Genomic DNA, 25,660 nt, shown 5'->3' with positions numbered 1-25,660 from the left:
AGGATGCCTATGGAAACCGCTATTAAAGTCGCATTTGCCACTACCGACATGGTGCACGTCGACCAGCATTTTGGCTCAGCCAAATCGTTTGCTGTCTACGCAGTGGATCCGGAGCAGTCCGAATTCATGGAAGCCGCGCAATTTGGCGAACTCGCGCAGGACGGTAACGAAGACAAGCTATCGGTGAAGATTCAATTGCTGGAAGGCTGCGCGGCCGTGTATTGCCTGGCCATTGGTGCCTCGGCAGTGAAACAAATCGTCGCGCAAGGCATTCAGCCGATCAAAGTCCACGAAGGCAGCACCGTCAAGGATCTGATCGCGGATTTACAGGCCGAAATGAAAGCCGGCCCATCCAGTTGGCTGGCCAAAGCTATCAACCTACACAAAGGCCCCAATCCGGAGCGGTTTAACGCGATGGAAGAAGAGGGGTGGGATGAATGATTTTGCCGCGGCTACTTAACGGCCAGATTTTTGTGTTGCTGACGCGACGACTGATTTTAATGTCGGTTCGCGGACCGACGACCGCGATACTTTTCTTTGCTTGTCCAAAGAAAAGTATCCAAAAGAAACGACACCCGAAATGCCGCTTTGATCCTGCGCGCCGAAGCGTTTATCGAGGGTCGGCAGAAGGGGCTTCCCTGCCCCTCCGCCGACGTGCGGCATCCTTGCCGCACCCCTTCGGGCAATTCTCGATAAACGCTACGGTGCTCGGCGCGGCATACGGGATTTAGCGCCTAGCGCGATTAAAAGTATTCAAATTGATCAAACACTAAATTAGGAGAACCACCATGGCCCAACCCGCATTAGTCGTCGAAGCAGGCGACCCGTTCATGAACTCGGAAATCGTCGTCGAGATGGTCAAACAATTGCGCGCACTCGATACCTACGACACTTACGAAGGCTGGTCGGAAGAAAAGATTATCGATCCTTTGGTGATGACCAAAGAACGTAAACGTGAGATTCCGATAATCGGCGACCCGGATGAAATTACCTTGGCGCGGGTCAAAGCCTATTACAACTCCATCGCTTCGTTGATCGAGAAGAAAGGCGGCTTGATGGCCGTGCCGGTCATCAACATCACCCACGAAGGTTTCGGCCGGGCTTTGGTACTGGTCGGTAAATTGATCGTGGTGGATAAAGTCTTGCGTGATGTGCACCGATTTGGATTTCCCAGTCTGGAAGATCTAGCATCCAAAACCGATGCAACGGTTGAGAAAGCGCTGGGTTTGATCACAACCTATAGAGAAGTAGCCGAAGCTTGAGGTGAATGATGAGCGACGAAGAACTGAAAGTATTGGAAAAAGACGTGAAGAAAGCCAAGCGCATTGCTAGCGAGGCTGCCTCGGTATTGCACGATTTGATCGAAGACAGATTGCCGGATGCCTATGGCGAGCTGATGGGCATTGCGCAAGCCACTTACGATGCGTGCAAAGCCTGGGATGATGCCAACAAGAAATTTTTGGCTGCCAGCAAAGAAACGGCTTAGGAGACGATCATGAGCGAATTTGTAACCGGCGTGACATTTGGCGGCACCGTCTGGACACCGTCCTATGTTACCGACATCAATCAGCGTACTTGTATCGGTTGCGGCCGTTGTTTCAAAGTTTGTCCGCGCGATGTGTTTGACTTGGTCGAAAAAGACGAAGCGTTGTCGGCCGAAGATTTTGGCGACGATTACGGCGACTTTGAGGATGATGACGATAACAGCATGGTGATGAGCTTGAAAAATGCTGCCGACTGCATTGGTTGCGAGGCGTGTTCCAAGGTGTGTCCTAAGGATTGTTTTACGCATGAGCATAAGGCGGCGGCTTGATTTTTTAGTTTTTAAGTTTCGGCTGATCGTAGGGTGGGCACGGTTTTTGTGCCCACGCGGATTTTAAACAATGTGTCGCTGGCGCGAGGGCTTTTTTAATGTCGGGTCTCGGCCCGACAGCCGAGGTACTTTCTTTTGTTTGGCCAAAAGAAAGTACCCAAAGAAAAAGCCACCCCGATGCCGCTTTGATCCTGCGCGCCGGAGCGTTTATCGAGGGTCGGCAGAAGGGGCTTCCCAGCCCCTCCGCCGACGCACCGCATCCCTGCGGTGCCCCTTCGGGCAATTCTCGATAAACGCTCCGGTGCTCGGCGCGGCATAGGGGGGGAACACCGTCTCTGTGTAGCTGGATTGGATTGCTGTTCTCGAATTGAAAGATTGTTTTCCAGGGGAAGGGTGTGGTCCCGTATTTCGACCCCGAGCATCGCAGTTTTTTGCGGGATTAGCCCGGAGGGGAGCGGCATGGATGCCGCTCGTTGCCGAAGGGGCAGGAAGCCCCTTTCGGCAACCCCGTTCAAAAGCGAGGAGCGCAGGGAATAAGCGGCATCAGGGCCGCCTTTTCTTTGGATACTTTCTTTTGGCGGAGCAAAAGAAAGTGTCTCGGTTGTCGGTCCGAGAACCGACATTCAAATATCCGTCGCGATAGCGACACCAATTTTTCATCTTAAAAAAGGAAAGCTATCATGCCTCGTCCCGATAAACACGTATTCGTCTGCACTCAAGCCCGTCCGCAAGGCCATCCGCGCGGCTCCTGTACCGCCAGCGGCTGTGCCGAGGTTATGAACGAGTTCATGAATCAAATTCAGGCCCGCAACCTGTTCGAGAAAATTGGTTTGACCAACACCGGTTGCATGGGCCCGTGCATGCTGGGGCCCAGCGTGTTGGTCTATCCGGAAGGAGTGATGTACGGCAAAGTCACCAAAGATGATGTCAAAACCATCATCGACCAGCATTTGTTGGGCGGTGAGCCGGTCGCCGCGTTGGTTGCACCTGCCGAGGTTTGGTAAACCATGGCTCAGCTCGGCTTTTTTGAAGAACGGGTTTTATTCAGTCCGGATGTGCCGGAAGAGGTAAATAGACTGTTGCAGATGGCGGTAGCGGCCAGTCATGCCGACAAGCCCTTGGCGGAAAAGTATTTCAGACAGGCGCAAGCCTTGGACGCCAATTGTCTGCAAACCTATTTTGCCTTGTATAAATTCTATTTTTACCAAGGCCGCCTGCTGGAAGCCGAGCTTGAAGTGATGGCTGCGCTAAACGAAGCGGCTCGGCAGGGCGGTTTTCCGGCCGACTATCGGCAACTGGGCCGGGAGCTGGCGCAGTGGGATATGTACGCCAGCGAAGTCGCGCTGTTTTATCTTTACAGCTTAAAAGCCTTGGCTTTTATTAAACTGCGGCGACAGTTGGACGCGGAAGCCCAGTCCATTCTGGTGTTGATGCGTGCATTAGATCCGGAAGACCGTTCCGGCGCCTCGGTGATTATGGATTTGGCGAATGCCGTGCTGGAGGATGCCGCATGAGTAGCGAACTGGTTGCCGAGCACGTCGCGGCAAGGCGGGTTTTCGGCGAGACAGTCTGCCAACGCATCACCGAGAATATCGTCAAGCTGGGCTTTCCGTTGCAAACCGAACTCAGTTTGCCGAAATACGATCACGCTGAATTCAGTTTAGTGACAGATCCCTTTACCCAAACCCAGGATCTGGTGGGTTATTGGTACAGCGCTGGTAAGCAGCGCATCGGCCAGATCAAATTTCATGGCGACGGCAGTTTTTATGCCGAATACGATGTTGTGCAGCCGCACCCGAGCAAAAAACAATGGTTCGTCGAGGCCATTAATGCCTGGGGGCAGCAAGACAACATCAAAACCGAAGCAAAATTGCTAGACATCCCGCAATAAGGGGGGCAATGGCTAACCCAAAACGCTTGTACGAACTGCTGCTGGACTATTGCAGCAGCGATGCCGTGGTGGACAATCTGATGATCGGTTTAGTCTGGACCGTGTGCCAAAGTCAGGGTCGGGCCACCGCCGGTTTGGCGATGAGTCCGGGGCAGAACACGCGCACCTTGCCGTGGTCCGGCACCTTGGTGGGCAAACCGGTGACGGATTTGGCCGCCTGGATTACCGAATGGGAACCGTATAAAGCCACGGTTGCCATGGCAGCCATCAATAGTTGCATCAACGCCCGGCCCTTGCCGGATTCGCTGGTGTTGGATAGCCACGACGAACACGCCAATCTGGCGGTGTTCGAGCATTTTTTGCCGCAGCTGAAAGGCAAAAACGTGGTGGTGATCGGCCGCTATCCGGGCATCGAACGCTATCAAGACAAAATGCATTTAACCATTTTGGAACGGCAGCCGTCCGCCGCCGATTTGCCGGATTCCGCGTGCGAATTTTTATTGCCGCAAGCCGACTGGGTGTTTTTGACCGCCAGCAGTATTCCGAATAAAACTTTTCCGCGCTTGGTGGAACTATCCAGTCATGCCAAGACTGTGCTGATGGGGCCTACCGTGCCTTGGCTGCCGCAGTTGCACGAGTTTGGCATCGATTATCTGGCCGGGGTGGAAATCGTCGATCAGGATGCCTTGTATCACACCGCCGCGCAAGGCGGGGGCGTGCGGATCTTTAACAACGGCTTGCGCTATCGTGTGGCGGAACTGGCCCCGCAAAGCAGTATTAGCTGGCTGAAACAGCAAATTGCCGATTGTTTTAATGAAAGAACCCAGCTTACCGAAGCGATGGAGCAATGGTATCGCGACGGCAATAAGGCGCGCTTCCCGCAGTACTCGCTGTTGGACCAAATCAACAGCCGGCTGTCGCGCTTGGATAGCAGCTTTAAATCGTTGTGGGACAATTGTGCACCTGGCTAAGCAATGAACAACGCAGTGCCGGAGGCGTTTAATAGCCACCGCTTATTATTGATGTACAAAGGCGATATCAGCGCCTTGACCTTGTTTGCCCAGCAGGCCGGCGGCAGCGTGTGCTTTCCGCAGTCCTTGCCGGCGCTGTCGGTTGCCTTCGATGAAGACGCGACGGTAACTGAAGGTAAAATCACCGTGCACCCGGCAACGCTGGTTAATGCCATCAATCGTCTGCTGGGGTTTGATAATGATTTGCTGTACGCCGAAGCGGGTTTTAAGGAATACGTCGATACCCCAAAAGGCACCGTCACGGTGTATATGGCGCGTTTCAAACTGCTGGACCCGCCGCACCGCTTGATGCAAGCCTTGGGTTGCCAGATGCGCACTTTGCCGGAGTTACGCGGTCGGCCGCCGGCCGAGATGGAATTGCTGCGCCGGGCTTACACCAAAATGATGGAGGGCTAACATGTTCGATATGATGGATTTTGGCATGGGCGAATTCACGGGCGATAACGGCTCACAGTCGCCTGCGCCCAACGGTCCGTATATCCCGGAAGCCAGCGAATGCATGCGCTGCGGAATGTGTGTCAGCAGCTGTCCGACCTTTCGTTTGTTCGAAATCGACGCCGAAACGCCCCGGCAACGCATCCGCACCATCAGTAAAGTATTGGTAGAGGATGTGCCGATTAGCGCGGAAGAACGCGAGCATCTGGACAACTGTTTGCAATGCCGGGCCTGCGAAACTGCCTGTCCCAGTAGGATGAGTTACGGCGCCTTGTTCGATCAGGCCCGAGCGAAATTGCAGGAAACGGCGACCCGCCCGTGGTTAGCCAAGCTGGCGATGTACTTTATCGAGCACAAACGCCGGCGGCGGATATTGTTACCCTTGCTTTCTTTGTATTTACGTTCGGGATTACGAAAACCGCTGAGAGCCAGCGGCTTGTTGCGCAAATTGAAATTGGCTACCGTCGAAAGTTTGCTGAACGAGCCGGCCTTGGGCAGTTTGGCCGGGATTTATCCGGTCGGCAGGCGGCAGCGTCAGCGCGGGCGAGTAGCCTTGTTTACCGGTTGCTTGGCCGAGCATTTCGACCGCGCCACCCAACGCGCCGCAATCAAACTACTCAATACCATAGGCTACGAAGTCGTGGTGCCGGAAGGCCAAGGCTGCTGCGGCGCGATTCATCAGCACAACGGCTGTTCCGCGCAAGCCTTGAAAGATAAAAATATCGAAGTGTTTTACCAGCTGGAAGTGGACGCGGTGATTTACGTGGCCAGCGGCTGCGGCGCAATGTTGAGCGAGTACGAAGGCGATAATAGCGAAACCGCCGGTTGGTTTGCCAAGCGCCTGCAGGACATCAACGAATTTTTATTGGCGCATTGGCCGGATAATTTGGAGCCGGCAGCGTCCAATATGAATGTGGCGGTACACGAGCCGTGCAGCCAGCGCAATGTGTTGAAAAATGGCCGTGCCGTTCACGAATTGCTGAGGAAAATCCCCGGTTTGAATATCGAAGCCCTGCCGGATAATCAACTCTGCTGCGGTGCCGGCGGTAGTTACATGCTCAGCCACCCAGACAACGCCCAACAACTGCGCAACGCCAAACGCCAGGCCATCGAAGGCTCCGGTGCCGATGTGGTGGTCAGTAGTAATTTCAGCTGCGCGTTTTACCTGAATGCCGAACGCGCCGAGACCGCCAGAAAGCTAGTGCATCCGATCCGCTTGTTGGCGGATAGGGTGTAGTTCTGCGATTGTCTTAAAGCCCGGAGTGATTCGGCCGGGCGCATTGATTTGGGCTATTTTTTTGAGTTCGATATTCGAGCTCGCGTCATTTCAGCCACCACAAACTCTTCTTCCTGAAGATAACAAACTCGCGTGAGACCGGCGGTTAAACCACGAGAACGTTCAGCATTTTCAGACTTGCCGCCGTTGTATACAAAAGATCGCCTTCAAGTGATTTTTACAAATATCGCCAGCCGATAAAAGTTGATTAAAAAGTTCAGTAGATTTACAGAGAATTTTGTGATAAAGATTGCAAAAAATTAATCAAGTCCGTCGCAAAGCGAGAATCGTTTTTTGCTGTTTACCTCGGCCGACATGTTCGTTTGGGGTCGTAAGTGTTAGCCCCACAGTCAATCGAGAATGGCCGCGTATTCAGCCCAGTAAGGCGAAATCAAGCGTACGGTTGCCCGGAGACTGTCAATTGTCGGCTGACAAACCTATCACCCTAGCGGCAATGTTAGAGCGTAGCGGACACTTGGTTATATGCCTAAAGCTGTTGATCTTCCCGGCGCTCGCCTGAATGGTGTTTATCTGCGGCTCAACCGCAGCGCGGACAAGCGCTTATCCCAAAATTAAGGTTTCGCAGTAGTTTTAATGTTTACGTAATCAAGGCACGAACGCATCAATAACTTTCAACACAAATGGAGGGATTATGAAAATCCGCCGACATCTTTGCTGGTTGTACGCTATAGACAGATCAGTTTTGCCGTTACTCATATTTAGCGCGTTGCTGCTGTTGGTTCCGGTGGCGCGCGCGGCCCAGCAAGATGGCGACGACAGGGCGACAGCGCCGCAAACTCCTAGAATATTATTCCGTAGCGCCCTGGGGCCAAGAACTTCGCCTTTCGATCCGCCTACGCAAGACGTCTTTTTTACGGATGGCGGTGCAGGGTTGGATACCGGTTGCACCTTCAATAACGACCCCGGGCACCCGCTGGTAATCAGTGTGGTCATAGACAAGTTTGTGGGTGATGTCGATGCAAACGGTTATCTGGTCAATCCGGCGCCGCTGGTTTCGGCCGGTATTATTCCCGCCACTGTCGACATTATCATGCCTGCATACGACATTGATGTTAATGGAACGCCGCCGCCGGAACGAGATGAAGCGTTGTTCAACGGACAAAGCCTGGGTTTTTTAACTGGCGACAACAACATTTGGAAGCTGAACAGCTTCAGCGTAGATATTCGTAAAATAAAGTTTCCTTCCCGTCCCGCCAGTGGCGGCAACGTGGTTCCGGTAATCAACAAAGTTCAAATCAATGTTGACACTTTGAGTAGCGGTCGTTGGTGCGCCGCTATCGACTGGGTTGCCTTGGTCATACCGGTGCGGCCTAAACTGGCGCTGGAGCTCAAGGTTATTGACGGCAACAAAATAAGGCAGAATGCCGGCTCTGCGACGATCGACACGATTTACCAGCAGGATTTCGATGCGGCCTGCAATGTGAGTACCCGCATAGGGCCGATTAACGAGTACCCCTTTTCCGGGCCCGCGACTTCAGGACTGTTTGGCTGGTTCAGCGGAGAATCGAAGCTCCGGGCCAAACTCAAAACCTGTCCCGAAAACAGCATCGATCCGCCGGAAATCAAAGCCGATTGGACCACCAGCGGCGGAGGGCCTGGCGGAACCACTACTTGGAACGGTTTCGAAGGCGATGTTACCGTTAAAATGCCGGGTAACGTTGGTAGTTATACCGTGGATTTCACCTATACCGTTAACGGCACACAGAGCCTTACCGCAAGCCGCAAATTGTTTGTCACCAAGGGGACGCCTTTAGGTATTGTCGACCCGCCCCGATTAACTTGGTACGAAAAAGCTACCGATTGGGCTTCGGGTCAATCCGGCGACGATGCCATCATCAAGGGTGTGCTGGACGGCTTATATAGCTTTGGCGGTGCTAATTGGCGATATGGATACTGCAATTTTGTGCCCGGAGCAATTGCCAGCCGGTATGGATGCATCAACGCCTTTGGTGTGCCTATCCCTGTTATTCCCAAATGTATGTGGGAAGAGCTGCTTGTGGATCCAATTACGTGCAACTACTCCGACTGCTATGTTTTTAGCGATGTATTGACCCATATGACTGCTACCCTTGGTGTGAGTGGATTGTCAGCTGTGCCACCGGTAACGGCGCCGGGTGACAATCACTTCATAACTAGCGGTTCACCTTCGCTTGACCCGGCATTTCGCGGTAGTGCCAAACCTCTCGGTGGCGGAGCGTTTGATCGCTACTATTTTTCGAGCCACAGCCTCGTCAAGCGCGGATGGTTTTTTCCAGACTACTACGATGCTACGTTTGATGGAGTCTACGGCAACAAAACTCAATTCATCGCATTCAACCTAACCGGCGCAACCGCAAACGATGCCGGGGGGAGAGAGTATTTTATTACGTCGGAAGGGGCCAGGGTCTACGACCTTTTCAGCAGCCACTATGACGGTTGGGGCGACTACGAATATACTCTGCCGGCTGCTCCCGCTCCGAGGCTGTTAGCACCGGTGGTCATGGCCATGGTGAGCACTGAGCTGCAACTTCCGGGTACGGCAAGTTTCCGAACGCTGGATAGCAATGGCGACGGCGTATATGAAGGCCTTGCCGCCGATATTGATGTGGAGGTATTGACCGCGGGTACTTACACCATAGTTGGACGGCTGGAAAAAAACCGCAATGTGGTGGCAAACCGGCCGGCTTACGAATCTCAGTTATCTAGTCGCGTTACCTTTGAAGCGAGCGCCACCGGTCGCCGCAAGGTCACTATTGTCTTTTCCGGGGAACTGATTTACCAGTCCGGGCAAGACGGCCCTTATGATCTGGTGTTGAGAGGTAACAACATCAATACTTCCCTGCAAACCCCGGCTTATGATCACCGTTCCTTCGGCGAGATACTGACCGCTATTACCGCAGTCAGCGATCGAGGTATTGATCAAAACAACGACGGCAAGCTGGAAGGGATTCGCGCCGATGTTGACGTGAGTGGTCGCACGGCCGGCAACTATCGTTTGCTAGGCGCATTGATCAAAAACGGTACAACTTTGGTCAACGCCAATGCCGACGTCTCCATCGTGGCAGGCCAACAGACTATATCCTTGACTATCCCCGGGTTGCCGCTCAAGCGCTCCGGGCAGGACGGTCCCTATGAAGGCGTTGTGTCGCTGATCGACAGCAACAGTCATACCGTTTCTGACTTCGACTTCGTCACAGCGGCCTATCCGGCCAGGAACTTCGCCTCGGTGATCGAGCCGGTCGGGGCTCAGTCCGATCAAGGTGTCGACAGCAATGGTAACGGGCTTTACGACACCCTCTCCGTCTCCTTTGGCGCGTCGTTCTCCCGTGGTGGTACCTTCCTGCTGACCGGTACGCTCGGTAATGCTGCCGGGACCAACACCGTGTTTAGCGAACAGTTGATCACGGTAACGCCCGGCGTCAGGCAAGTGACGCTCAACTTTGCAGGTCCGGATATTTACGGGCAGCGTATCGACGGACCTTACCGCATAGAGGTTTCACTTCGCGACCCGTCGAGTCAGGAAGTCATCGACCGGCTGGCGCTGCCGGAAGAAACCAAAGGATACCAATATACCGACTTCGATCCGACTCGAAATGTATCGGCGATTACCCTGACTGGTGCTTCGAACGACAACGGTGTTGATACGGATGGAAACGGCTTGTTTAATCAACTTCATGTCGGTGTCGCCGTCAAACTGATAAACAGCGGTACTTACGAATGGAGTGCTCGACTGGTTGATTCGCGCGGTACGGAGATCGGTTTCTATACGAGAAGGGCGTCCTTGAATGCCGGCAACAGCCAAATTGATTTTGTCTTCGACGGCACCCGAATCGGCAAGAATGGTAGAGACGGGCCTTATTTCGTGAAGAGCCTGTTGATGTACGGGACCAACACCAATCTGGTAGCCACCGATGTGGCCGCGACTTCGGCATATAAGGCCAGCGAGTTTGAAGGTTACGTAGCTAAAATGCCGGGCGATATCAACCTCGACGGTAAACTGGATCAGGCCGATGTGGCGTTGTTCCAGCAAAGTCTGGGCAGCGTAGTCGGGGATCCGAAGTACAATCCGGACGCGGACCTGGATGGCGACGGACGGGTTACGGTGAACGATCTGCGCATACTTCGCGATTTGATTAGGAAATCCAAACTATAACGCAATGTACGGAGCGGCCGGCGTCGTGGCCGCTTCATTTTGTTGATCGAACGAGCATAAACAAACCATGGGGTATTTCATGTCAAAAAAATCAATTCTTTGCGGAATTCTTTTTCTAAGCGGATGCGCATTTTTGCAAACCGCAAGTGCGGCCTTCATTAATTTGACGCCCTCCAGTACGACGGCATTACTCGGCGATACCGTACAGGTGGCAATTTCGGCGGATATTGATGCAACGGAAGCTATCATCGGATTCGGTTTCGACCTGTCTTTGAGTCCGGGCGGGGTATTTGATTTTATAGGGTTTACCCCGGGAGCTCAGTTCGCCGACGACCCGTTAAATCTGGCCCCATTCAGTGATAGCGACGGGATTCGCGGTGCGTCGAACGGCGATTTGTTCTCCGGACCCGGCATTTTCGGAAATGGCATCCTGCTCGGCACGATAGACCTCAAGGCAGTCGGTATCGGGACCGGGATTCTTGGCCTCTTGGCCGACGATCTGAATTTCTTTTTCACAGAAGGACTCATTCCGGAAGACCCAGGATTAGTCAATTTTCTGCCACCGGTTACCGACACAAGTATAAGCGTAAGCGCAAACGGCAATATTCCCGAACCGTCGTTGCTGGCGCTGATTGGCGTTGGGCTGGTGACGATGGCGTTCGCCGTATCGGCCCGGCGAAAGGGCAAGGCAAGCGGCTGAGAAATGTCTTGCGGGCAATAAGTGCCTATCGTCGATTACCTCGTTCCACAAGCGCTCCAGGATAAGTAAAAAGGTATATCACCCGCTACCGCTGAAAATCCTGGAAACCGAGCGAGAAGGTTTTAGTCCTCGATAACCGCTGCTCAGGACAGATTTTCTTCGATTGGCTAGGAAAATCTGCACGGCATCGGGACTCCCCGCGTCAAGTCAACAAGAGCCTATGTTTCGACCCCGTGTTGGGTCGGAACGAGGTGACGCGGACGAATCGCTACGACGAAGGCATAAGCTGTCGTGTAGTTTGTGCCAATTTTTTAGCGGGATGTCCGAAAAAGTCCCCTGGCAAAAATAGTGACTTTCCGGGCCGTGAGTCTGGAAAAATGCCAACAATCAGATGCAACCCCATTCCGGAATCTGACAACACTATCTTCAGAAAACTCCTTCATCCAAAGTTAAGTCGTTCCTAATACATTCTTAATTAAACCCTCAGGCTTTCTCTCATCTTGTCTCGGTAATCTACTACTCAAGCGAATGGGGATTATCAACCCGTTCGCATCAGGTTGGGTTTCCAGGGACGGTGACCCTTAGTCATTGGATAAAGACGATATAGGGGTTAAGCCATCATGCCACTCGGTTTGGGAAATATTTTCAACGGGCTTTTTAAACAGTACGGTCACACGGTGATTCTGTTGCTGCGCGTCATCGACGTCGCCATGTTGTTTGCTGCCGCTTGGGTGACGCATTATTTCTGGTTGCGCGAATATGTTATCGATCAGGATTATCGGATCGTCATTGCGCTGGGCATACTCGGCGCCATCATCTTCTTTGAAATCGGCCAGGTGTATCGGCCCTGGCGTAACGATGCGATGCGCGGCGAAATTGCCCGTATCGTCAGAGCCTGGATTTCGGCGTTAGTGGCGGTGGTGTCCATCGTCGCCTTAATCAGGCTGCATTTTTGGTTCGGTTCCAGTTATCGCTGGATTGCCTCCTGGGGCGTGCTGGGTTTGGCCTTTGTGTTGGTGGCTCGTGGCGTGCTGTCGCAAGTGCTGCGTTTCTTGCGGGCCCGCGGTTGGTCGCAAGGCCGTATCGTCATGGTCGGTTTGAATCAAATGGCGGTGGCGGTGGCGCGGCAGTTGAATCATTCCTCCTGGGCCGGCCTGCAAGTGGTCGGTTATGTAGACGATAGGGGCGATGATAGAAACGCGATTAACGATTTCGCACTGCCGCGTCTGGGTAAACTGGAAGACCTACCCGGCATCATCTCGGCTCAAGCGATTGATGAAGTCTGGGTAGCCTACCAAGGCGAATCGTTGACCGAACGCGCCCAATACCAACTGCGTCATCTGCCGGTCAGCATCCGTTTAGTGATCGACTGCTTCGCCTTCAAACAAAGCAAATTCCTGAGCTTGAACACCGTGGCCGGTATTCCGACTCTGGATTTCTCGGTATCGCCGTTGCATGGCATCAATCGTTACATCAAAGAAATCGAAGATCGACTTTTGGCTTTGATTTTATTACTGCTGATCAGCCCCTTGATGGTGTTCCTGGCAGTGGGCGTGAAGCTGAGTTCGCGCGGCCCGGTGTTTTATCGCCAGGAGCGGGTGGGCTGGAATAATCGCTCATTTACGATGTTGAAATTCCGTTCGATGCCAGTGGACGCAGAAGCGAAAACCGGCGCAGTCTGGGCCAAGCCCGGTGAAAATCGCGCCACGCCTTTCGGTGCCTTCCTACGCAAAACCAGTCTGGACGAACTGCCGCAATTGATCAACGTGTTGCGCGGAGATATGTCGCTGGTTGGCCCACGCCCCGAGCGTCCGGATTTCGTCGAAGTATTTAAAGAGCAAGTGCCTAACTACATGAAAAAACACATGGTGAAAGCCGGCATCACCGGTTGGGCACAAGTCAACGGCTGGCGCGGCGACACCGACCTCAACCGCCGCATCGAACACGATTTGTATTACATCCAGCATTGGTCGCTGTGGTTCGATCTGGAGATCGCCTTCCGCACCGTGCTGACCGGTTTTATCAATAAAAACGCCTACTAAGGACACGCTTACATGTTTAGATTGATTCCCATCATGCTGATCTTAACCTTGCCCGGTTGTTTCCTGGCGCCGGGCATGGATATGAATACCGATAATGGCCTGACCGAAATCGAGATGCCGATGAAAAAGGACGGGCAATTGGTCAAGGAGAAAGTCCGCATCGTGCCGATTACCGCCGATTTGATCATCGAACGCGAGGCGAACCGTCGCCAGGGTATTAATAATTTGCCGCCGGTGGACCCCAACAAAACCAGCTACCGCATCGGTCCGCAAGATAGATTGCAAATCACCGTGTGGGAGCATCCGGAACTGAACGATCCCGGCGGCGAGAAAATTGCGCCGGAAATGGCCGGTAAGGTGGTGGATGAGAATGGCGACCTGTATTACCCCTACGTTGGCAGTATCCATGTCGCCGGCAAAACGGTCACGGAAGCACGCGCCGACCTGACTCGCGAGCTGTCCAAATATTTCAAAAAGGTCAAACTCGACATCCGCGTGCTGTCCTTCCAGGCGCATCGAGTAGCGGTGGTGGGTGAAGTCGTGCGGCCCGGTGTGCAAACCATGAACGAAACGCCTTTGACGGTCGCGGAAGCGATCACCCGTGCCGGCGGCTCGACCAAGGATTCCGATTTTGCCAATGTGGCGTTGGCCCGCGACGGCAAACTCTACAAACTGGATGTGCAGTCTATGTACGAAAAAGGCCTGACCACCCAGAATTTGCTGTTGAAAGACGGCGATGTGTTGAATGTGGGCGATCAAAAGGACAGCAAGGTATTTGTGATGGGCGAGGCCAACCGCCAGCAAGCCATCCAAATCAACAAAGGCCGGATGAGTTTGTCGCAAGCCTTGGCCGAAGCCTCCGGGGTTGATTTCAATACCTCGCGGCCCGGCGATATTTACGTAATTCGCGCCGGCGACATGCAGCCGGAAATTTTCCAACTGGATGCCGAATCGCCCGATGCGATGATTCTGGCCGATCAATTTCCGCTGCAAGCGCACGATACATTATTTATCGGTACCGCAGGCGTCACGCAATGGTCGCGGGTGTTGAACCAAATCTTACCTGGCTCGTTTACCGCAATCATGTCGCAAGCCGCGATGATGGGGATGTAACAGATGATTTACTCACAAAACGAAGCCACGCCGGTCTTACAACCGCTGAACCAGGCGCGGATGCCAGAGCCTAGCGTCAGTATTCGCGACTACGTCGATTTGCTGATCGAAGGTCGGAAAACCATTTTTATCGCGCTGTGTTCGGTGTTGCTGGTCACCACCGTGTATCTGGTGCTGGCCCCCGTACCTACAAAGCCGATGCCTTGCTGCGGATCGATAAAAACAAGGCCTTGCTGTCCGCGACGCTACGCAGTGAGAACAACCAAGCGCCAGCGGAAGCAGAAAGCCCACGCGCGCAGCGCGAAGTGGAGATTTTGCGCTCGCGTTCGGTGCTGGGCAAAGTCGTGGATAACCTGAATTTGACCATCGAAACCGAGCCTTACTTTTTTCCATTAATTGGCGAAACCCTGGCACGCAAGCACGATGCGCATGACGGCATAGCCGATGCCTGGTGGGGCTTTAGTCGCTGGGCTTGGGGTGGCGAAAAGCTGAAAATCGCCGCGTTCAGCGTGCCAGACCGTTATCTGGAAAAAGAATTTACCTTGATCGCCTTGGAAGCCGGGCGTTTTCAACTGTTCGACCCGCGCGGCGACGAATTGCTGGCTGGTCAGGTCGGCGAAGTGTTGAGCGCCGAGATTGGCGAGAAAACCCCGGTGACGATTAAAGTTGAAACCCTGGAAGCGCATCCGGGTACGCATTTTGAATTAACCCGCCGCACCGCGCTGTCGGCCATCGAAACCTTGCAAAAAGCCTTCGCGGTCAAGGAAGTATCGAAAGACACCGATATTCTGAGCGTGGAATTGAAAGGCAGCGACCCGGAGCAACTGGCTAAGTCGGTGAACGATATTGCGGCGATTTACGTCAACGCCACCGTCAATTGGGAGTCGGCGGAGGCCTCGCAAAAACTGAGCTTTCTGGAAAGCCAGTTGCCTATCGTCAAGGAACGCCTGGAAAAAGCCGAGCAAGGTTTGAGTGCCTATCGTCAGCAACACGGCGCGGTGGATATTTCCGCCGAAGCCGAGATTCTGTTGAAACAGGCGTCGGATATGGAGACCCTGGGCATTCAGCTCAAGCAAAAATACGACGAACAAAGCCAGCGTTTGGAATCCGAGCATCCGGACATGATCTCCACCAATGCCCAGATTAAGCGAGTGAATAACAAGCTGGCGGCTTTGGAAAAACGCATCAAGGATTTACCGAAAACCCAGCAAAACATGGTGAGTCTGTCGCGCGATGTGCAGGTCAACACCGAGTTGTACACCTCGCTGCTGAACAGCGCGCAGGAACAACGCATCGCTGCCGCCGGCTCCTTGGGTAATTCGCGTATCGTCGATTTTGCGGTCACGCCGGAAAAACCTTACTGGCCCAAACCGAGCTTGTTGCTGGCGATAGCCAGCTTGCTGGGCTTGAGCTTGGGCTCGGCCTTGATTTTTCTCAGACATTCCTTGCAACGTCACGACAACTATCCGGCCTTGCTGGAATATCAAGTGGGCTTGCCCTTGTTTGCCGCGATTCCGCATAGCAAAAAGCAGCATAAATTAGGACGCTTGCTGGGCAAGGATAAAGACAACGGTATTCTGGTTTCTCAGGATCCGTTGGATATTTCCGTCGAGTCGCTGCGCGGTCTGCGCACCACGCTGGAAGCCACGTTGGCTCAGCACGAAAGCAAGGTAATCATGGTCAGCAGCCCGGCGCCGGGCATGGGCAAGTCCTTTGTTAGCTCTAACTTGGCCGCCTTGCTGGCCAGCATTAAGAAACGTGTGTTGGTGATCGACGCCGACATGCGCAACGGCCGTTTGCACGATACCTTTTCAATCGGCAAACAACCCGGTCTGTCCGATTTATTGTCCGGCCGGGCCACGCTGGGCGAAGTCATCGTCAGTCTGCCGGATGTGGGTATCGATTTGATCCCGCGCGGTAATATGGTGCTGAATCCGGCGGAATTGCTGGTGCTGGGCGAATTGTCGGAAACGCTGGAACAACTGAAAAGTTTTTACAACCACATCGTCATAGACTCGCCGCCGATTCTGGGCGCGACCGACGCGGCGATTCTGGGCAAGCATGCCGATGCTACCTTCCTGGTAGTGAAAGAAGGCCGCTATACCGCGCAAGAACTGGAAGTCAGTGCCCGCCGCTTCCAACAAGTCGGCATCAAACCTAACGGCTTCATTATCAACGATATGAAGGAAGGCTCGTCTTACTATCCCTACTACGGCTACGCCTATCAGCGCGCCGATCAGGAACCGAAGGATGAATCCAGCTGGAGCGATAAATACCACGCAGTGGGTGATTGGTTGGGTAAGCAGTTGGATAGGGAACTGTTGCCGGTTCCTGCCGAAAGCGACGAGCGGGTTTAAATAACGCCGATGAGAATCCGCCTGGAAAAAGACCTGCCGGTGCTGTTGATTGCGCTGGTTGGTGCATCAACGGTGGCCTCGCTGCCGCAGGTCGAATCGGCTTGGGCCGGTATCAAGGAAGTCTACGGCGAGCAGGAAATGGGTTTGCGGATTCTGCGCGAGGCGTTATTGGGCGTGCTGATCGTTTACGCCTGGCTGGAGCCGCGGTTGCGTAACGGGATTTTTACCAGCTCGGTATTGGCGTTTCTGGGCGTGATTTGCAGTTATGTGTTGTTTGAAGTGGGCTACGCCCTTTATCTGGATTTGCCGCTGGTCGTGCCGATGACCGGCTTGCGGGTGTTTGAATATCTGCCGGTAGCCTTGATCGGTTTCGTCACCAGTCGTTTGGGTGCCGGCGATTACGTGTTGTACAAATTCGCCAGCTACCTGCGCTATTACTTGGTGTTGCAAACCGGTCTCGCGTTGGCCCAGGCCCTGTGGGCGCCGCCGTTGTTCGGCGTGTCGATGTTGGGTGGCGGTCGGCCGTTCGGCACCTTTGTCAGTCCTAATTTATTCGGGGCGACGATGGCAACTTGCGCGTTGGTATTTGCCTTGGTGCCGGGCATGCGCCGTTGGTTAGCGTTGAGCGTATTTTTAGCGTTGTTGAGTGGCTCGCGTACCGCTTTTATCAGTTCCTTGCTAGTGGTGTTTTTTCAAGTATATGCCGCGCTGCGGCCACGTGATCGCTGGGCTTTAGTGATGCCCGCGCCAATTTTGGCGGTGGGCGCGTTGATTTTGGCTTCCAGCCCATTATTGAGCGGCCGCGACGATGCGGATCCCACCCAGGACGGCCGGATCGATTTGTGGCAGCGGGTGTTTACCAATCATGTGCACGACCCGATGGATGTGCTGTTTGGTTGGGGCTTGGGCCTGAGTTCCAATACCGTCAATCTGCTGTTCGGTGTCGAGTATTTTCCCGGCCAGTTCGATTCCGACAGCCTGTATTTATTCTTGTTGAACGGCTACGGTGTGATTGGCTTGCTGGCTTATCTGACATTTTTATGGATCACGACACGGATGTCTGTCCACCCAAACAAAGGCTTGGTGGCGATGTTCATCTTCGCTGCCGGCCTGACTTTTAATATGTGGGAGTATTTTCCGCAGAACGCCTTGTTAATGATGCTGTGGGGCATGGTACTGGGCTGCACGGCTAAAGCCGGAGCAATGGTTCAGCCCATGCCGGCCAGAACCGATTACTCCCCGCGTTTACCTTAGGAAATCGGCAATGTTCGCTGCATTGAAACAGAGCAAATTATTTGGCGATGCCTTTTGGGCCTTATTCGGTCAGGCGGCATCGGCTTTAGCCTTATTGCTGGGTACGCGCTTATTGACCGAACTGGTTAGCCCGGCGGTTTACGGCCAAGTGGCCTTGTTGAACGGCTTTGTCGCTTTGGGTGTGGCGGTGTTTTCCTATCCGTTTATCTGCGCCGGGATGCGTATCGTGCCGGAATGCGAAACCGCTGGCCAGCGTAGCGGCTTGCACGCTGCCGTCGCCGGTTTGACGCTGCAAGCCACTATGTTGGCGATTGGCTTGCTGGTGTTGGGTGGCTTTGCCTACGGCTATTTTTCCGAGGTCAGCAGCGTGTTGTTTTTGCTGACCGGCGTGTTGTTGGCAATGACGGTACAGCGGGAATTGGGCATACAGTTGGCGATAGGCGAGCGTAAACAGCGTCTGGCTAGTCTATGGCAAACTAGCGACAGCGTGTTGAGGCCGGCTTTGGCGATAGTGCTGGTCTGGTGGTGGGGCGGCAATCCGGAATGGGTGTTGCTGGGTTACATCCTGGCCAGCTTGCTATCCAATCTGGTTTGGATCGTGGTGCAGCGTCGCAATGCCGTGCGGACGCCGGCGACCACCAGTCAGTCGTTCCGCCGCGAAGTTTGGGTCTATGCCTTGCCCTTGATTCCGATGGAATTGATTTTCTGGATCAATGGTCTGGGCGATCGCTATGTAATCGGTTATTTGCTGACTGCTGCCGATGTAGGCTTGTATGCCGCGACGTACATGATCGTCAACGAGGCCTTTAACCGCAGCGCGATGGTGCTGCTGCGTACGTTTCAGCCAGCCTATTTTCAAGCTTTCTCCGCACAGCAATTGCAAAAGGCCTTTTCGATTTTATGGGTCTGGATAACCAGTGTCGCTGCCCTGGGTGCGCTCGGTTTGTTGCTGTTACTGCTGACTAAGGATTGGGTGGCTTCAGTGGTTTTGGCAAAATCCTATCACGCTGCGGTGGATTTAATGCCGGCCATGGCGCTGGGCTGTGCTTTGCATGCCTTGGGTACGGCGCTGGCGCAACCGCTGTTGGCGCACAAACATACCAAAACCTTGTTGAAAGGCCGTTTGTGCGGTGCCGTCGCGGCGGCGATTACTATTCCAGTGCTGGTCAGCCAATACGGCTTGCCTGGCGCGGCCTGGGCCAATCCGGTTTATTTCGGCATCGAAGCCGTGGTGTTGGCAATCTTGGCAAAACCTTGGCAAGCCGACCGACGCGCCAAGTCTGGAACGATTCAAACATTGAGACAAGAGCCGCTCACGGCGGATGCTTAAAAGTGACAACGGTGAACACGATGACATACGCAACAATGACAACAGAAATCTATGGCGAAGTGCTGCGCGCCTGCGTGGCTTGCGGCGCGGAAAAAATTGGTTTTTGGCGGGAAAAAGACTATCTGTATACCGATAGCGCCAGCAGAAAAGCCTTCCGGATTTACCGCTGTGCCTGCTGCGGCACCGGATTTTTGAATCAACCGCCGCATCGGCAATGGTTGCAAGCCATCTATCAATACTCCGGGCAGGCCTTGACGCAAGCGATTACGCTGGCCGAAGTGATGGATCGCGAGGCGGCGTTTCCTAACTGCATCGTGGATGCCAAGCGCATGGCGCTGCAAGCCGATCAGTTGAACAAATCCGGCAATCACCGGGCTTTGGACATTGGTTCCGGGTTTGGCTTTTATACCCGCGCCTTGCGCTTGTTGGGTTATCGCACCGTCAGCATCAATCCCGGTCAGTATGAAAACCGGGTGTTCCAGGATTTAAACGGCGACGAGCCCTTGCCCATCATGTTCGAGCAGTATCAGCCCGAGCAAGCCTTTGGTGTGGTGGTGATGTCGCAGGTGTTGGAGCACATACTCGAACCGGACCGCACTATTGCCAAAGTGGCCGATCTGCTGGACAGCGGTGGCGTGTTGGCCTGTGCGGTGCCTAACTATGCGTCGTTTTTGGTTAAACTGCTGGGTACCAAAGAGAACGCTTGCTTGTGGGTGCCGGAACACGTCAATTACTTTACCGAAAAAGGTCTGAAAAGTTTGTTGGAGCGGCACGGCTTGCGGGTGGTTAAAACCGAGCAAGTTACCCGGATTCAGTACAACGCGCTATCCAGGCGCTTGGGTCTAACCGGCAGCTTGGCCAAGCTGGCCGACACCCTGGTGAAGTACGCGCAGATACCGTTTGCTGCGTTAATGGACAGCTTGGGTTTGGGGATTTACCTGAACGTCTACGCGGTGAAGCGATAAGCCATGTTGACCGTCGTTATTCTGACCCAAAACGAGGAAGCCAATCTGCCGCGCTGTTTAGCCGGCATTCCCGCGCGCTATCCCATCGTGATTGTTGATTCTGGCAGTACTGATGGCACGCTGGCGATTGCCCAAGAACGGGGCTGCGCGATTCATCGTAATCCCTGGCCGGGTTTTGCCGAACAACGCAATTTTGCGATCCGGCAATGCGGCATAGACACCCCGTGGATCTTGTTCGTCGACGCTGACGAAATCTATCCGCAAGCCTTTTACGACTGGTTTGAAGCCAAATTATCCGAAACACACGGCATCGACGTGTTGATGGTGCCTTCGGTGCTGTATTTGCGCGGTAAGCGTTTGAACCATGCGCCCGGCTATCCCATTTATCACCCTAGACTGGTGCGCTGCGAAACTACCCGCTTTGTACGCAACCACACCGGGCATGGCGAAGCCGTGCTGGATAGCTGCCGCATCGGCTATTCCGATATTCCTTACGAGCATTATTTTTACCACGGTGAAATTATCGAGTGGATGCATAAGCACGTCGGTAAGGCCGCGCAAGAAGTGCAATTGCAACCCACCGCCGGCGCGGTGATGACCACGCGCGGCCGCTTAAGCGTATTACTGGGACGTTCATGGCTGCGAATACTAGCGAGGTTTTGTTATCACTATTTGTTACGTGGCGGTTTTTTGGACGGTGCGGCCGGGTTGGAATTTGCGCTGATGTTCACCTGGTATGAAGCCACGATTTATTTGCAAGCAAAAGCCGGTAACTGGGCAAGGAGTGCGGTATGAAAATTTCGTTGGTGTTGGCAACCTTGGGCAGGGACGCGGAAGTCTTGGATTTTTTGAAATCGCTGCTGTTTCAGACCTATAAAAACTTCGAGCTGATCGTTATCGATCAAAATCGCGACGGCAAGATCGACGCCATTTTGGACTCTTACCGAGCGTTGATGGACATCAAGCACATAAAAGTGCAATTCACCGGCAACGCCCGGGCCAGGGATTACGGTATCGGTTTGGCGCAAGGCCGCATTGTGGCCTTTCCGGACGACGATTGTGCCTATGACCAGGATGTGTTGGAAAAAGTGGTCGCGGAATTTAAGCGGCGCGCAGATATGGCTATTCTGGTGGCCGGTTCCTACGACTTTTCCGCGACCCGGTTCAGCATCGGCGTGAATAGCCACAAAGCCGGCTATTTCAACCGCTTTCGGATGATGGGGGTGGAGTTTACTCAGTTTTTTGATCTGCAAAGGGTCGACAGGCAGCAGTTTCATTTGGATCACGATTTTGGCATCGGTTCCAAATATTCCGGTGCCGAAGGTTTTGAGCTGCTGTACCGCTTGCTGCGCGCCGGCGGGAATGCGTTTTACACGCCCGAGATCAAGATTTTTCACGCCAACAAGGATCATTACAAGCTTGGCACGGCCAGGATGTTGATGTATTCCACCGGCATCGGCGCGTATATCCGTAAGTTTACCAATCAGCACGATGTGTTTATTTGGTACTACATAGCCCGCAAGATGTTTGTTGCGCCGGTGTTGAAAATGGCCTTGGCGCTGCTCACCTTCAATCCGCAAAAACTGGCGTATTCGTTTTATAACCTGGTCGGGATCTGGCGAGGGTTTTTGACCTACGGTAAATCGGAAAAATGTATTTAAAGACTGTTTCAGGAGAAATGAAATGGATGTAGGCATTGTCACAACGCATGTGCCACCGGCTAAAGGTTATGGTGGCGTATCGGTCACCTGTGGGGTTTTGACCAGAGCGTGGGCAGAACGTGGTTATCAGATGGCTTTGGTCGCTGCGGACGAGTCAATAGATGGGCGCTTGCGCGCTGCCGATGTCAATCTGGGTAAGCGTGTTGATGTCAGGCTTTATCGCTGTTACGGGTTCCGGCGTTGGGGCTTTGGTTTGGGCGCTATTCCGGCAATATTCAAATTATGCTGGCAAGCGCCGCAGGTCTATATCCATGGCATTGCTACGTGGCCTTCCACCTTGGCGGCACTGTTTTGCGTGGTGCTGCGCCGGCCATTCATGGTGGCGGTACACGGTGGTTTGATGCCGGAACACGTGGCGCTGATTCGTCGGCAGAAACCGCATAAATGGTTGTTTTATAAGTGGCTGACGTTTCCGACCTTGCGCCGGGCCATCGCGGTACATTGTACTAGCGATACCGAAGCGATGGGCGTATCCGACGTGTTGGGGAAGGACGCCAAGGTTTTATTGGTGCCGAATGGCATCGACAGTCGCGAGTTTCAAGTCGCCGGCTATCCGCAAGGCGAGGGCACCCAATTGTGTTTTCTGGGGCACGTGCAGCAAGAAAAAGGCATTAATGCGTTTATCCGGGCCTGGCTGCAAACCCGCCGACCGGCAGATCGTCTGGTCGTGGCTGGGCGTAGCGTGGATGGTGCGTATTTTGACGAGTTCCAGTATTTGCTGGCGCAAGCACAAGGAGCCATCAGTTACAAAGGCTATCTGCCGGTCGCAGAGGTGAAGCAATTGTTGGCCGAAAGTCACTTTCTGGTATTGCCATCAGGCTTGGAGGAAACCGGCGGCATGCGCGAGAACTTTGGTAATGTGGTTGCCGAGGCGATGGCAGCCGGCCGGCCGGTGCTGGTCGCGAAAGGCCTGGCCTGGGATCACTTGGCGGCGTATGGCGCCGGCTTGGTGTTCGAGCGCAACGAGGCTTCGGTCTGCGCCGTGCTGCGGCAAACGCAAGTGGTTAATCAAGCGACCTGGCAAGAAATGTCGCTGCGCAGCCGCGAATATGTCGAACAGCAGTTGGACCCTGTTAAACTGGGCGATAAAGTCTGGAACGTGTTGACTAAGGCGAGTCATCCCAGTCCGGCGCAATCCTTGATAGAGGGTTCTTCTTATGAATAAAGTGGGCTTGATTGTACCGACCCTAAATGCCGGTGAACTTTGGGAATCGTGGTTGCAGGCTTTTGCCGCGCAAACGGTGAAGCCGGATTATTTGCTGCTGATAGATTCCTCATCCGACGACCAGACGGTGGCTTTGGCGATTGAAGCGGGTTTTGAGGTGCAGGTGATAGCTAAGTCCGAGTTCAATCACGGCGGCACCCGGCAATTTGGCGTGAACCGGCTGGCGGATGCCGATATTCTGGTGTTTCTGACTCAGGACGCTTTGCTGGCGGCCCCCGATGCCATCGAAAGGTTACTGGCAGCGTTTACAGACGATAGCGTCGGCGCAGCTTATGGCCGGCAATTGCCGCACCGCAATGCCGGGCCAATCGGCGCGCATGCCCGTTTATTCAATTATCCGCCGCAAAGCCAGTTGCGCGGTTTGCAGGATAAGGCGCAATTCGGCATCAAGACAGCGTTTATTTCCAATTCGTTTGCCGCGTATCGGCGCAGTGCGTTGATGGGGGTTGGAGGGTTTCCACTCAATACCATCATGAACGAAGACACTTTTGTCGTCGGCAAGATGTTGCTAAACGGCTGGAAAGTGGCATATTGCGGTGATGCCGCCGTATTTCATTCCCACGATTATGGATTTGCCGACGAATTTAAGCGCTATTTCGACATCGGCGTGTTCCACGCCCATACACCTTGGTTGCAGCGAACTTTTGGCGGTGCTTCGGGCGAAGGCAGGCGTTTTGTCGTGTCAGAGTTGAAGTATCTAGCGAAAAATGCGCCTTGGCTGCTGTCGTCCGCCTGTTTGCGCACCGCTCTGAAATGGCTGGGCTATAAAATGGGCGGGGGAATGCACGCTAGAATGCCGCAGAGCTTGAACAGACGCTTGAGTTTGCATAAAGCTTATTGGGCGGGCGCTATTTCTGAAAATATCCTTAACGGCAGGTCGTAAATCGATAATTTCCTTACGTCGATTAAGCCAGTATTTCCGCGGAATAACGGCAAAACTGGTTCTAAAATTAATCCAATCTTCATCTTATCCTAATCTAAATTACAGTTTTTCTTCATCTTGACTCTGTAGATTCCTAACCAACATTGTGTTTTTCCGGTCAGAACCGGTTTTTTCTGTTCATTGTACGTAGGCGTTGCGCCGGTATGGTTCAGCAAAAATTCGGCAAAAACACACCGTTGGATGTGCGTAGAGGCCGACAGGGTCTTTCATCGATAGAGCGGGGATAACAGCAACATTTGTTATCAATTCTTTGAGTTTGAAGAGTAGTGCCCGGATGTTTAGGGAATTTGATTAATTACGTTATGGAGTTTCATCTTGATTTCTGAAAAGCATTCATTTGATAGTTGTTTTGAGGTTTTTTTAGCTGACACGCCTGAAAGCAAACGCATTCATTACAACCTCAGATACCAAGTTTATTGCGACGAAATGGGTTATGAGGACAAAGAAAACTTTCCGGAACAAATGGAGTTTGACGAATGGGACCGCCACTCCGTGCATTTCATGGTTCGGCACAGATACACCGGGCAATGGCTGGGCGCGTTACGATTGGTTTATCAGAACCAAGCCGTTTTCCCTTTCGAAGCCAAGTGCGTTCCCGACCAGCCTATAACGCCTCAGCAATACCAACAATCAATAGAAATATCCCGCCTCTGCGTATTGAGAGAAGCCAGACGCTTTGCCCCGAGGGCTTTGCCGCAACAGGAGCAAGACGCTGAACAAGTTGCTAAGGAGAACGGTAACATCCGTTATCTGCATACCATCAAAAATCAGACTCGCAGCATTATGTGGGGTTTGTATCGGGCGGCGGTTGTCTACTCGGCGCAGAACGATATTAAACAGTGGTACATATTGGTGACGCCGTCTTTGGCTTACGCGGTTAAGAAAGAGGGTTTCGAAATGCAACAGGTAGGCGGCGCTTGCGACCATCGCGGTCAGCGTATTCCTTATGCATTGGATGTTGAGCATATTCTTGCCAATCCTTTGTGGCAAAAAGACTATCAGTTGGATTATCGCAAATATTCAGAACTGCTTGAGCAATCGGTGGCTAAGCGGCAAAGAGCCTAGAATATCGGCCCGCGATCATGCCCGGTTTCAGATACTAAGCGGTTTTCAGAGCATATTTATCGCATCCAAAAAAGCCCAGCTTGCGCTGGCGACCCACTAAACTTGGGCGGCGCGGCTGCCAGATTGGAGTAAACCGCTAGTGTCGTTACTGATACCAAAACAGTACTATGTCATGCGGCAGTTGTCGTGCGATAGTGTCGGCGGTGTTTAAACCCTGCATAGGTTATTCCCGGAAACTTCCCTCTTCTGAAAGTCATTACGTCGCGGCTCGTCGTTAAGCCTTTATTCTCCCCGTTCCGCTAACGCCAGACCGATTAGGCTTGAGCTGTTTAACTAGCGCCAGCCG

23 protein-coding genes are annotated in these 25,660 nt (G+C 53.4%); all 23 read left to right on the top strand.

Going from position 1 to position 25,660, the window contains the following annotated elements; all coding sequences use genetic code 11:
- Window positions 1–9: 9 nt before the first annotated feature.
- Window positions 10–441, top strand: coding sequence for a nitrogen fixation protein NifX (gene nifX, locus EBB_RS16085; protein ID WP_192394753.1), 432 nt, complete (start codon window positions 10–12; stop codon window positions 439–441).
- Window positions 442–788: 347 nt separating this feature from the next.
- Window positions 789–1,262 (top strand): NifX-associated nitrogen fixation protein, encoded by a 474-nt coding sequence (locus EBB_RS16080; RefSeq protein ID WP_192394752.1) that lies wholly within the window; start codon window positions 789–791, stop codon window positions 1,260–1,262.
- A gap of 8 nt (window positions 1,263–1,270) precedes the next feature.
- Complete coding sequence (locus tag EBB_RS16075; protein WP_020484884.1) at window positions 1,271–1,486, top strand: CCE_0567 family metalloprotein; 216 nt, start codon at window positions 1,271–1,273, stop codon at window positions 1,484–1,486.
- A 9-nt stretch (window positions 1,487–1,495) separates the two neighbouring features.
- Window positions 1,496–1,813, top strand: a complete 318-nt coding sequence (gene fdxB / locus EBB_RS16070) for a ferredoxin III, nif-specific (RefSeq protein ID WP_033157155.1) — start codon at window positions 1,496–1,498, stop codon at window positions 1,811–1,813.
- A gap of 680 nt (window positions 1,814–2,493) precedes the next feature.
- Window positions 2,494–2,817: a (2Fe-2S) ferredoxin domain-containing protein gene (locus EBB_RS16065; RefSeq protein ID WP_020484886.1), complete on the top strand. Its 324-nt coding sequence runs from the start codon at window positions 2,494–2,496 to the stop codon at window positions 2,815–2,817.
- Between the two features lie 3 nt (window positions 2,818–2,820).
- On the top strand, window positions 2,821–3,327 hold the full coding sequence (locus EBB_RS16060; RefSeq protein WP_192394751.1) for a hypothetical protein: 507 nt from the start codon (window positions 2,821–2,823) through the stop codon (window positions 3,325–3,327).
- A complete protein-coding gene (locus EBB_RS16055) occupies window positions 3,324–3,704 on the top strand; it encodes a hypothetical protein (protein ID WP_192394750.1) in 381 nt (126 codons plus the stop codon). The genes EBB_RS16060 and EBB_RS16055 overlap by 4 nt, the downstream gene beginning before the upstream one ends.
- Window positions 3,705–3,712: 8 nt before the next feature.
- Entirely contained in the window at window positions 3,713–4,675 is a 963-nt protein-coding gene (locus tag EBB_RS16050; protein ID WP_192394749.1) for a DUF364 domain-containing protein, read from the top strand.
- 3 nt (window positions 4,676–4,678) lie between these two features.
- Window positions 4,679–5,131: a hypothetical protein gene (locus tag EBB_RS16045; RefSeq protein WP_192394748.1), complete on the top strand. Its 453-nt coding sequence runs from the start codon at window positions 4,679–4,681 to the stop codon at window positions 5,129–5,131.
- Between the two features lies 1 nt (window position 5,132).
- The gene (locus tag EBB_RS16040; RefSeq protein ID WP_192394747.1) at window positions 5,133–6,407 is read left to right on the top strand and encodes a (Fe-S)-binding protein; all 1,275 of its coding nucleotides are present in this window, start codon (window positions 5,133–5,135) and stop codon (window positions 6,405–6,407) included.
- A gap of 766 nt (window positions 6,408–7,173) precedes the next feature.
- Entirely contained in the window at window positions 7,174–10,599 is a 3,426-nt protein-coding gene (locus EBB_RS16035; protein WP_192394746.1) for a dockerin type I repeat-containing protein, read from the top strand.
- A 79-nt stretch (window positions 10,600–10,678) separates the two neighbouring features.
- The gene (locus EBB_RS16030; RefSeq protein WP_192394745.1) at window positions 10,679–11,299 is read left to right on the top strand and encodes a PEP-CTERM sorting domain-containing protein; all 621 of its coding nucleotides are present in this window, start codon (window positions 10,679–10,681) and stop codon (window positions 11,297–11,299) included.
- Between the two features lie 620 nt (window positions 11,300–11,919).
- Window positions 11,920–13,341 carry an undecaprenyl-phosphate glucose phosphotransferase gene (locus tag EBB_RS16025; RefSeq protein WP_192394744.1) on the top strand — a complete coding sequence of 474 codons (1,422 nt, stop codon included), beginning with the start codon at window positions 11,920–11,922 and terminating at the stop codon, window positions 13,339–13,341.
- A gap of 12 nt (window positions 13,342–13,353) precedes the next feature.
- Window positions 13,354–14,454, top strand: a complete 1,101-nt coding sequence (locus EBB_RS16020) for a polysaccharide biosynthesis/export family protein (protein ID WP_192394743.1) — start codon at window positions 13,354–13,356, stop codon at window positions 14,452–14,454.
- Window positions 14,455–14,591: 137 nt separating this feature from the next.
- Window positions 14,592–16,811 carry a polysaccharide biosynthesis tyrosine autokinase gene (locus tag EBB_RS26725; RefSeq protein ID WP_371741582.1) on the top strand — a complete coding sequence of 740 codons (2,220 nt, stop codon included), beginning with the start codon at window positions 14,592–14,594 and terminating at the stop codon, window positions 16,809–16,811.
- Between the two features lie 9 nt (window positions 16,812–16,820).
- Window positions 16,821–18,065, top strand: a complete 1,245-nt coding sequence (locus EBB_RS16010; RefSeq protein WP_192394742.1) for an O-antigen ligase family protein — start codon at window positions 16,821–16,823, stop codon at window positions 18,063–18,065.
- A gap of 10 nt (window positions 18,066–18,075) precedes the next feature.
- Window positions 18,076–19,395: a lipopolysaccharide biosynthesis protein gene (locus EBB_RS16005; RefSeq protein ID WP_192394741.1), complete on the top strand. Its 1,320-nt coding sequence runs from the start codon at window positions 18,076–18,078 to the stop codon at window positions 19,393–19,395.
- Between the two features lie 20 nt (window positions 19,396–19,415).
- Window positions 19,416–20,360: a class I SAM-dependent methyltransferase gene (locus EBB_RS16000; RefSeq protein ID WP_225587468.1), complete on the top strand. Its 945-nt coding sequence runs from the start codon at window positions 19,416–19,418 to the stop codon at window positions 20,358–20,360.
- A 3-nt stretch (window positions 20,361–20,363) separates the two neighbouring features.
- Complete coding sequence (locus EBB_RS15995; RefSeq protein ID WP_192394740.1) at window positions 20,364–21,155, top strand: glycosyltransferase family 2 protein; 792 nt, start codon at window positions 20,364–20,366, stop codon at window positions 21,153–21,155.
- The gene (locus EBB_RS15990) at window positions 21,152–22,021 is read left to right on the top strand and encodes a glycosyltransferase family 2 protein (RefSeq protein WP_192394739.1); all 870 of its coding nucleotides are present in this window, start codon (window positions 21,152–21,154) and stop codon (window positions 22,019–22,021) included. The genes EBB_RS15995 and EBB_RS15990 overlap by 4 nt, the downstream gene beginning before the upstream one ends.
- 22 nt (window positions 22,022–22,043) lie before the next feature.
- A complete protein-coding gene (locus EBB_RS15985) occupies window positions 22,044–23,246 on the top strand; it encodes a glycosyltransferase family 4 protein (RefSeq protein ID WP_192394738.1) in 1,203 nt (400 codons plus the stop codon).
- Window positions 23,239–24,189, top strand: coding sequence for a glycosyltransferase family 2 protein (locus tag EBB_RS15980; protein ID WP_192394737.1), 951 nt, complete (start codon window positions 23,239–23,241; stop codon window positions 24,187–24,189). The genes EBB_RS15985 and EBB_RS15980 overlap by 8 nt, the downstream gene beginning before the upstream one ends.
- Window positions 24,190–24,564: 375 nt before the next feature.
- A complete protein-coding gene (locus EBB_RS15975; RefSeq protein ID WP_192394736.1) occupies window positions 24,565–25,314 on the top strand; it encodes a PEP-CTERM/exosortase system-associated acyltransferase in 750 nt (249 codons plus the stop codon).
- The last annotated feature ends 346 nt before the right edge of the window (window positions 25,315–25,660 follow it).

Origin of the sequence: Methylomonas fluvii, from assembly GCF_014850975.1 — a bacterium.
Classification (GTDB): domain Bacteria; phylum Pseudomonadota; class Gammaproteobacteria; order Methylococcales; family Methylomonadaceae; genus Methylomonas; species Methylomonas fluvii.
Note: the sequence above shows the minus strand (reverse complement) of the source record. Positions and strands in the feature narration are given on the sequence as shown.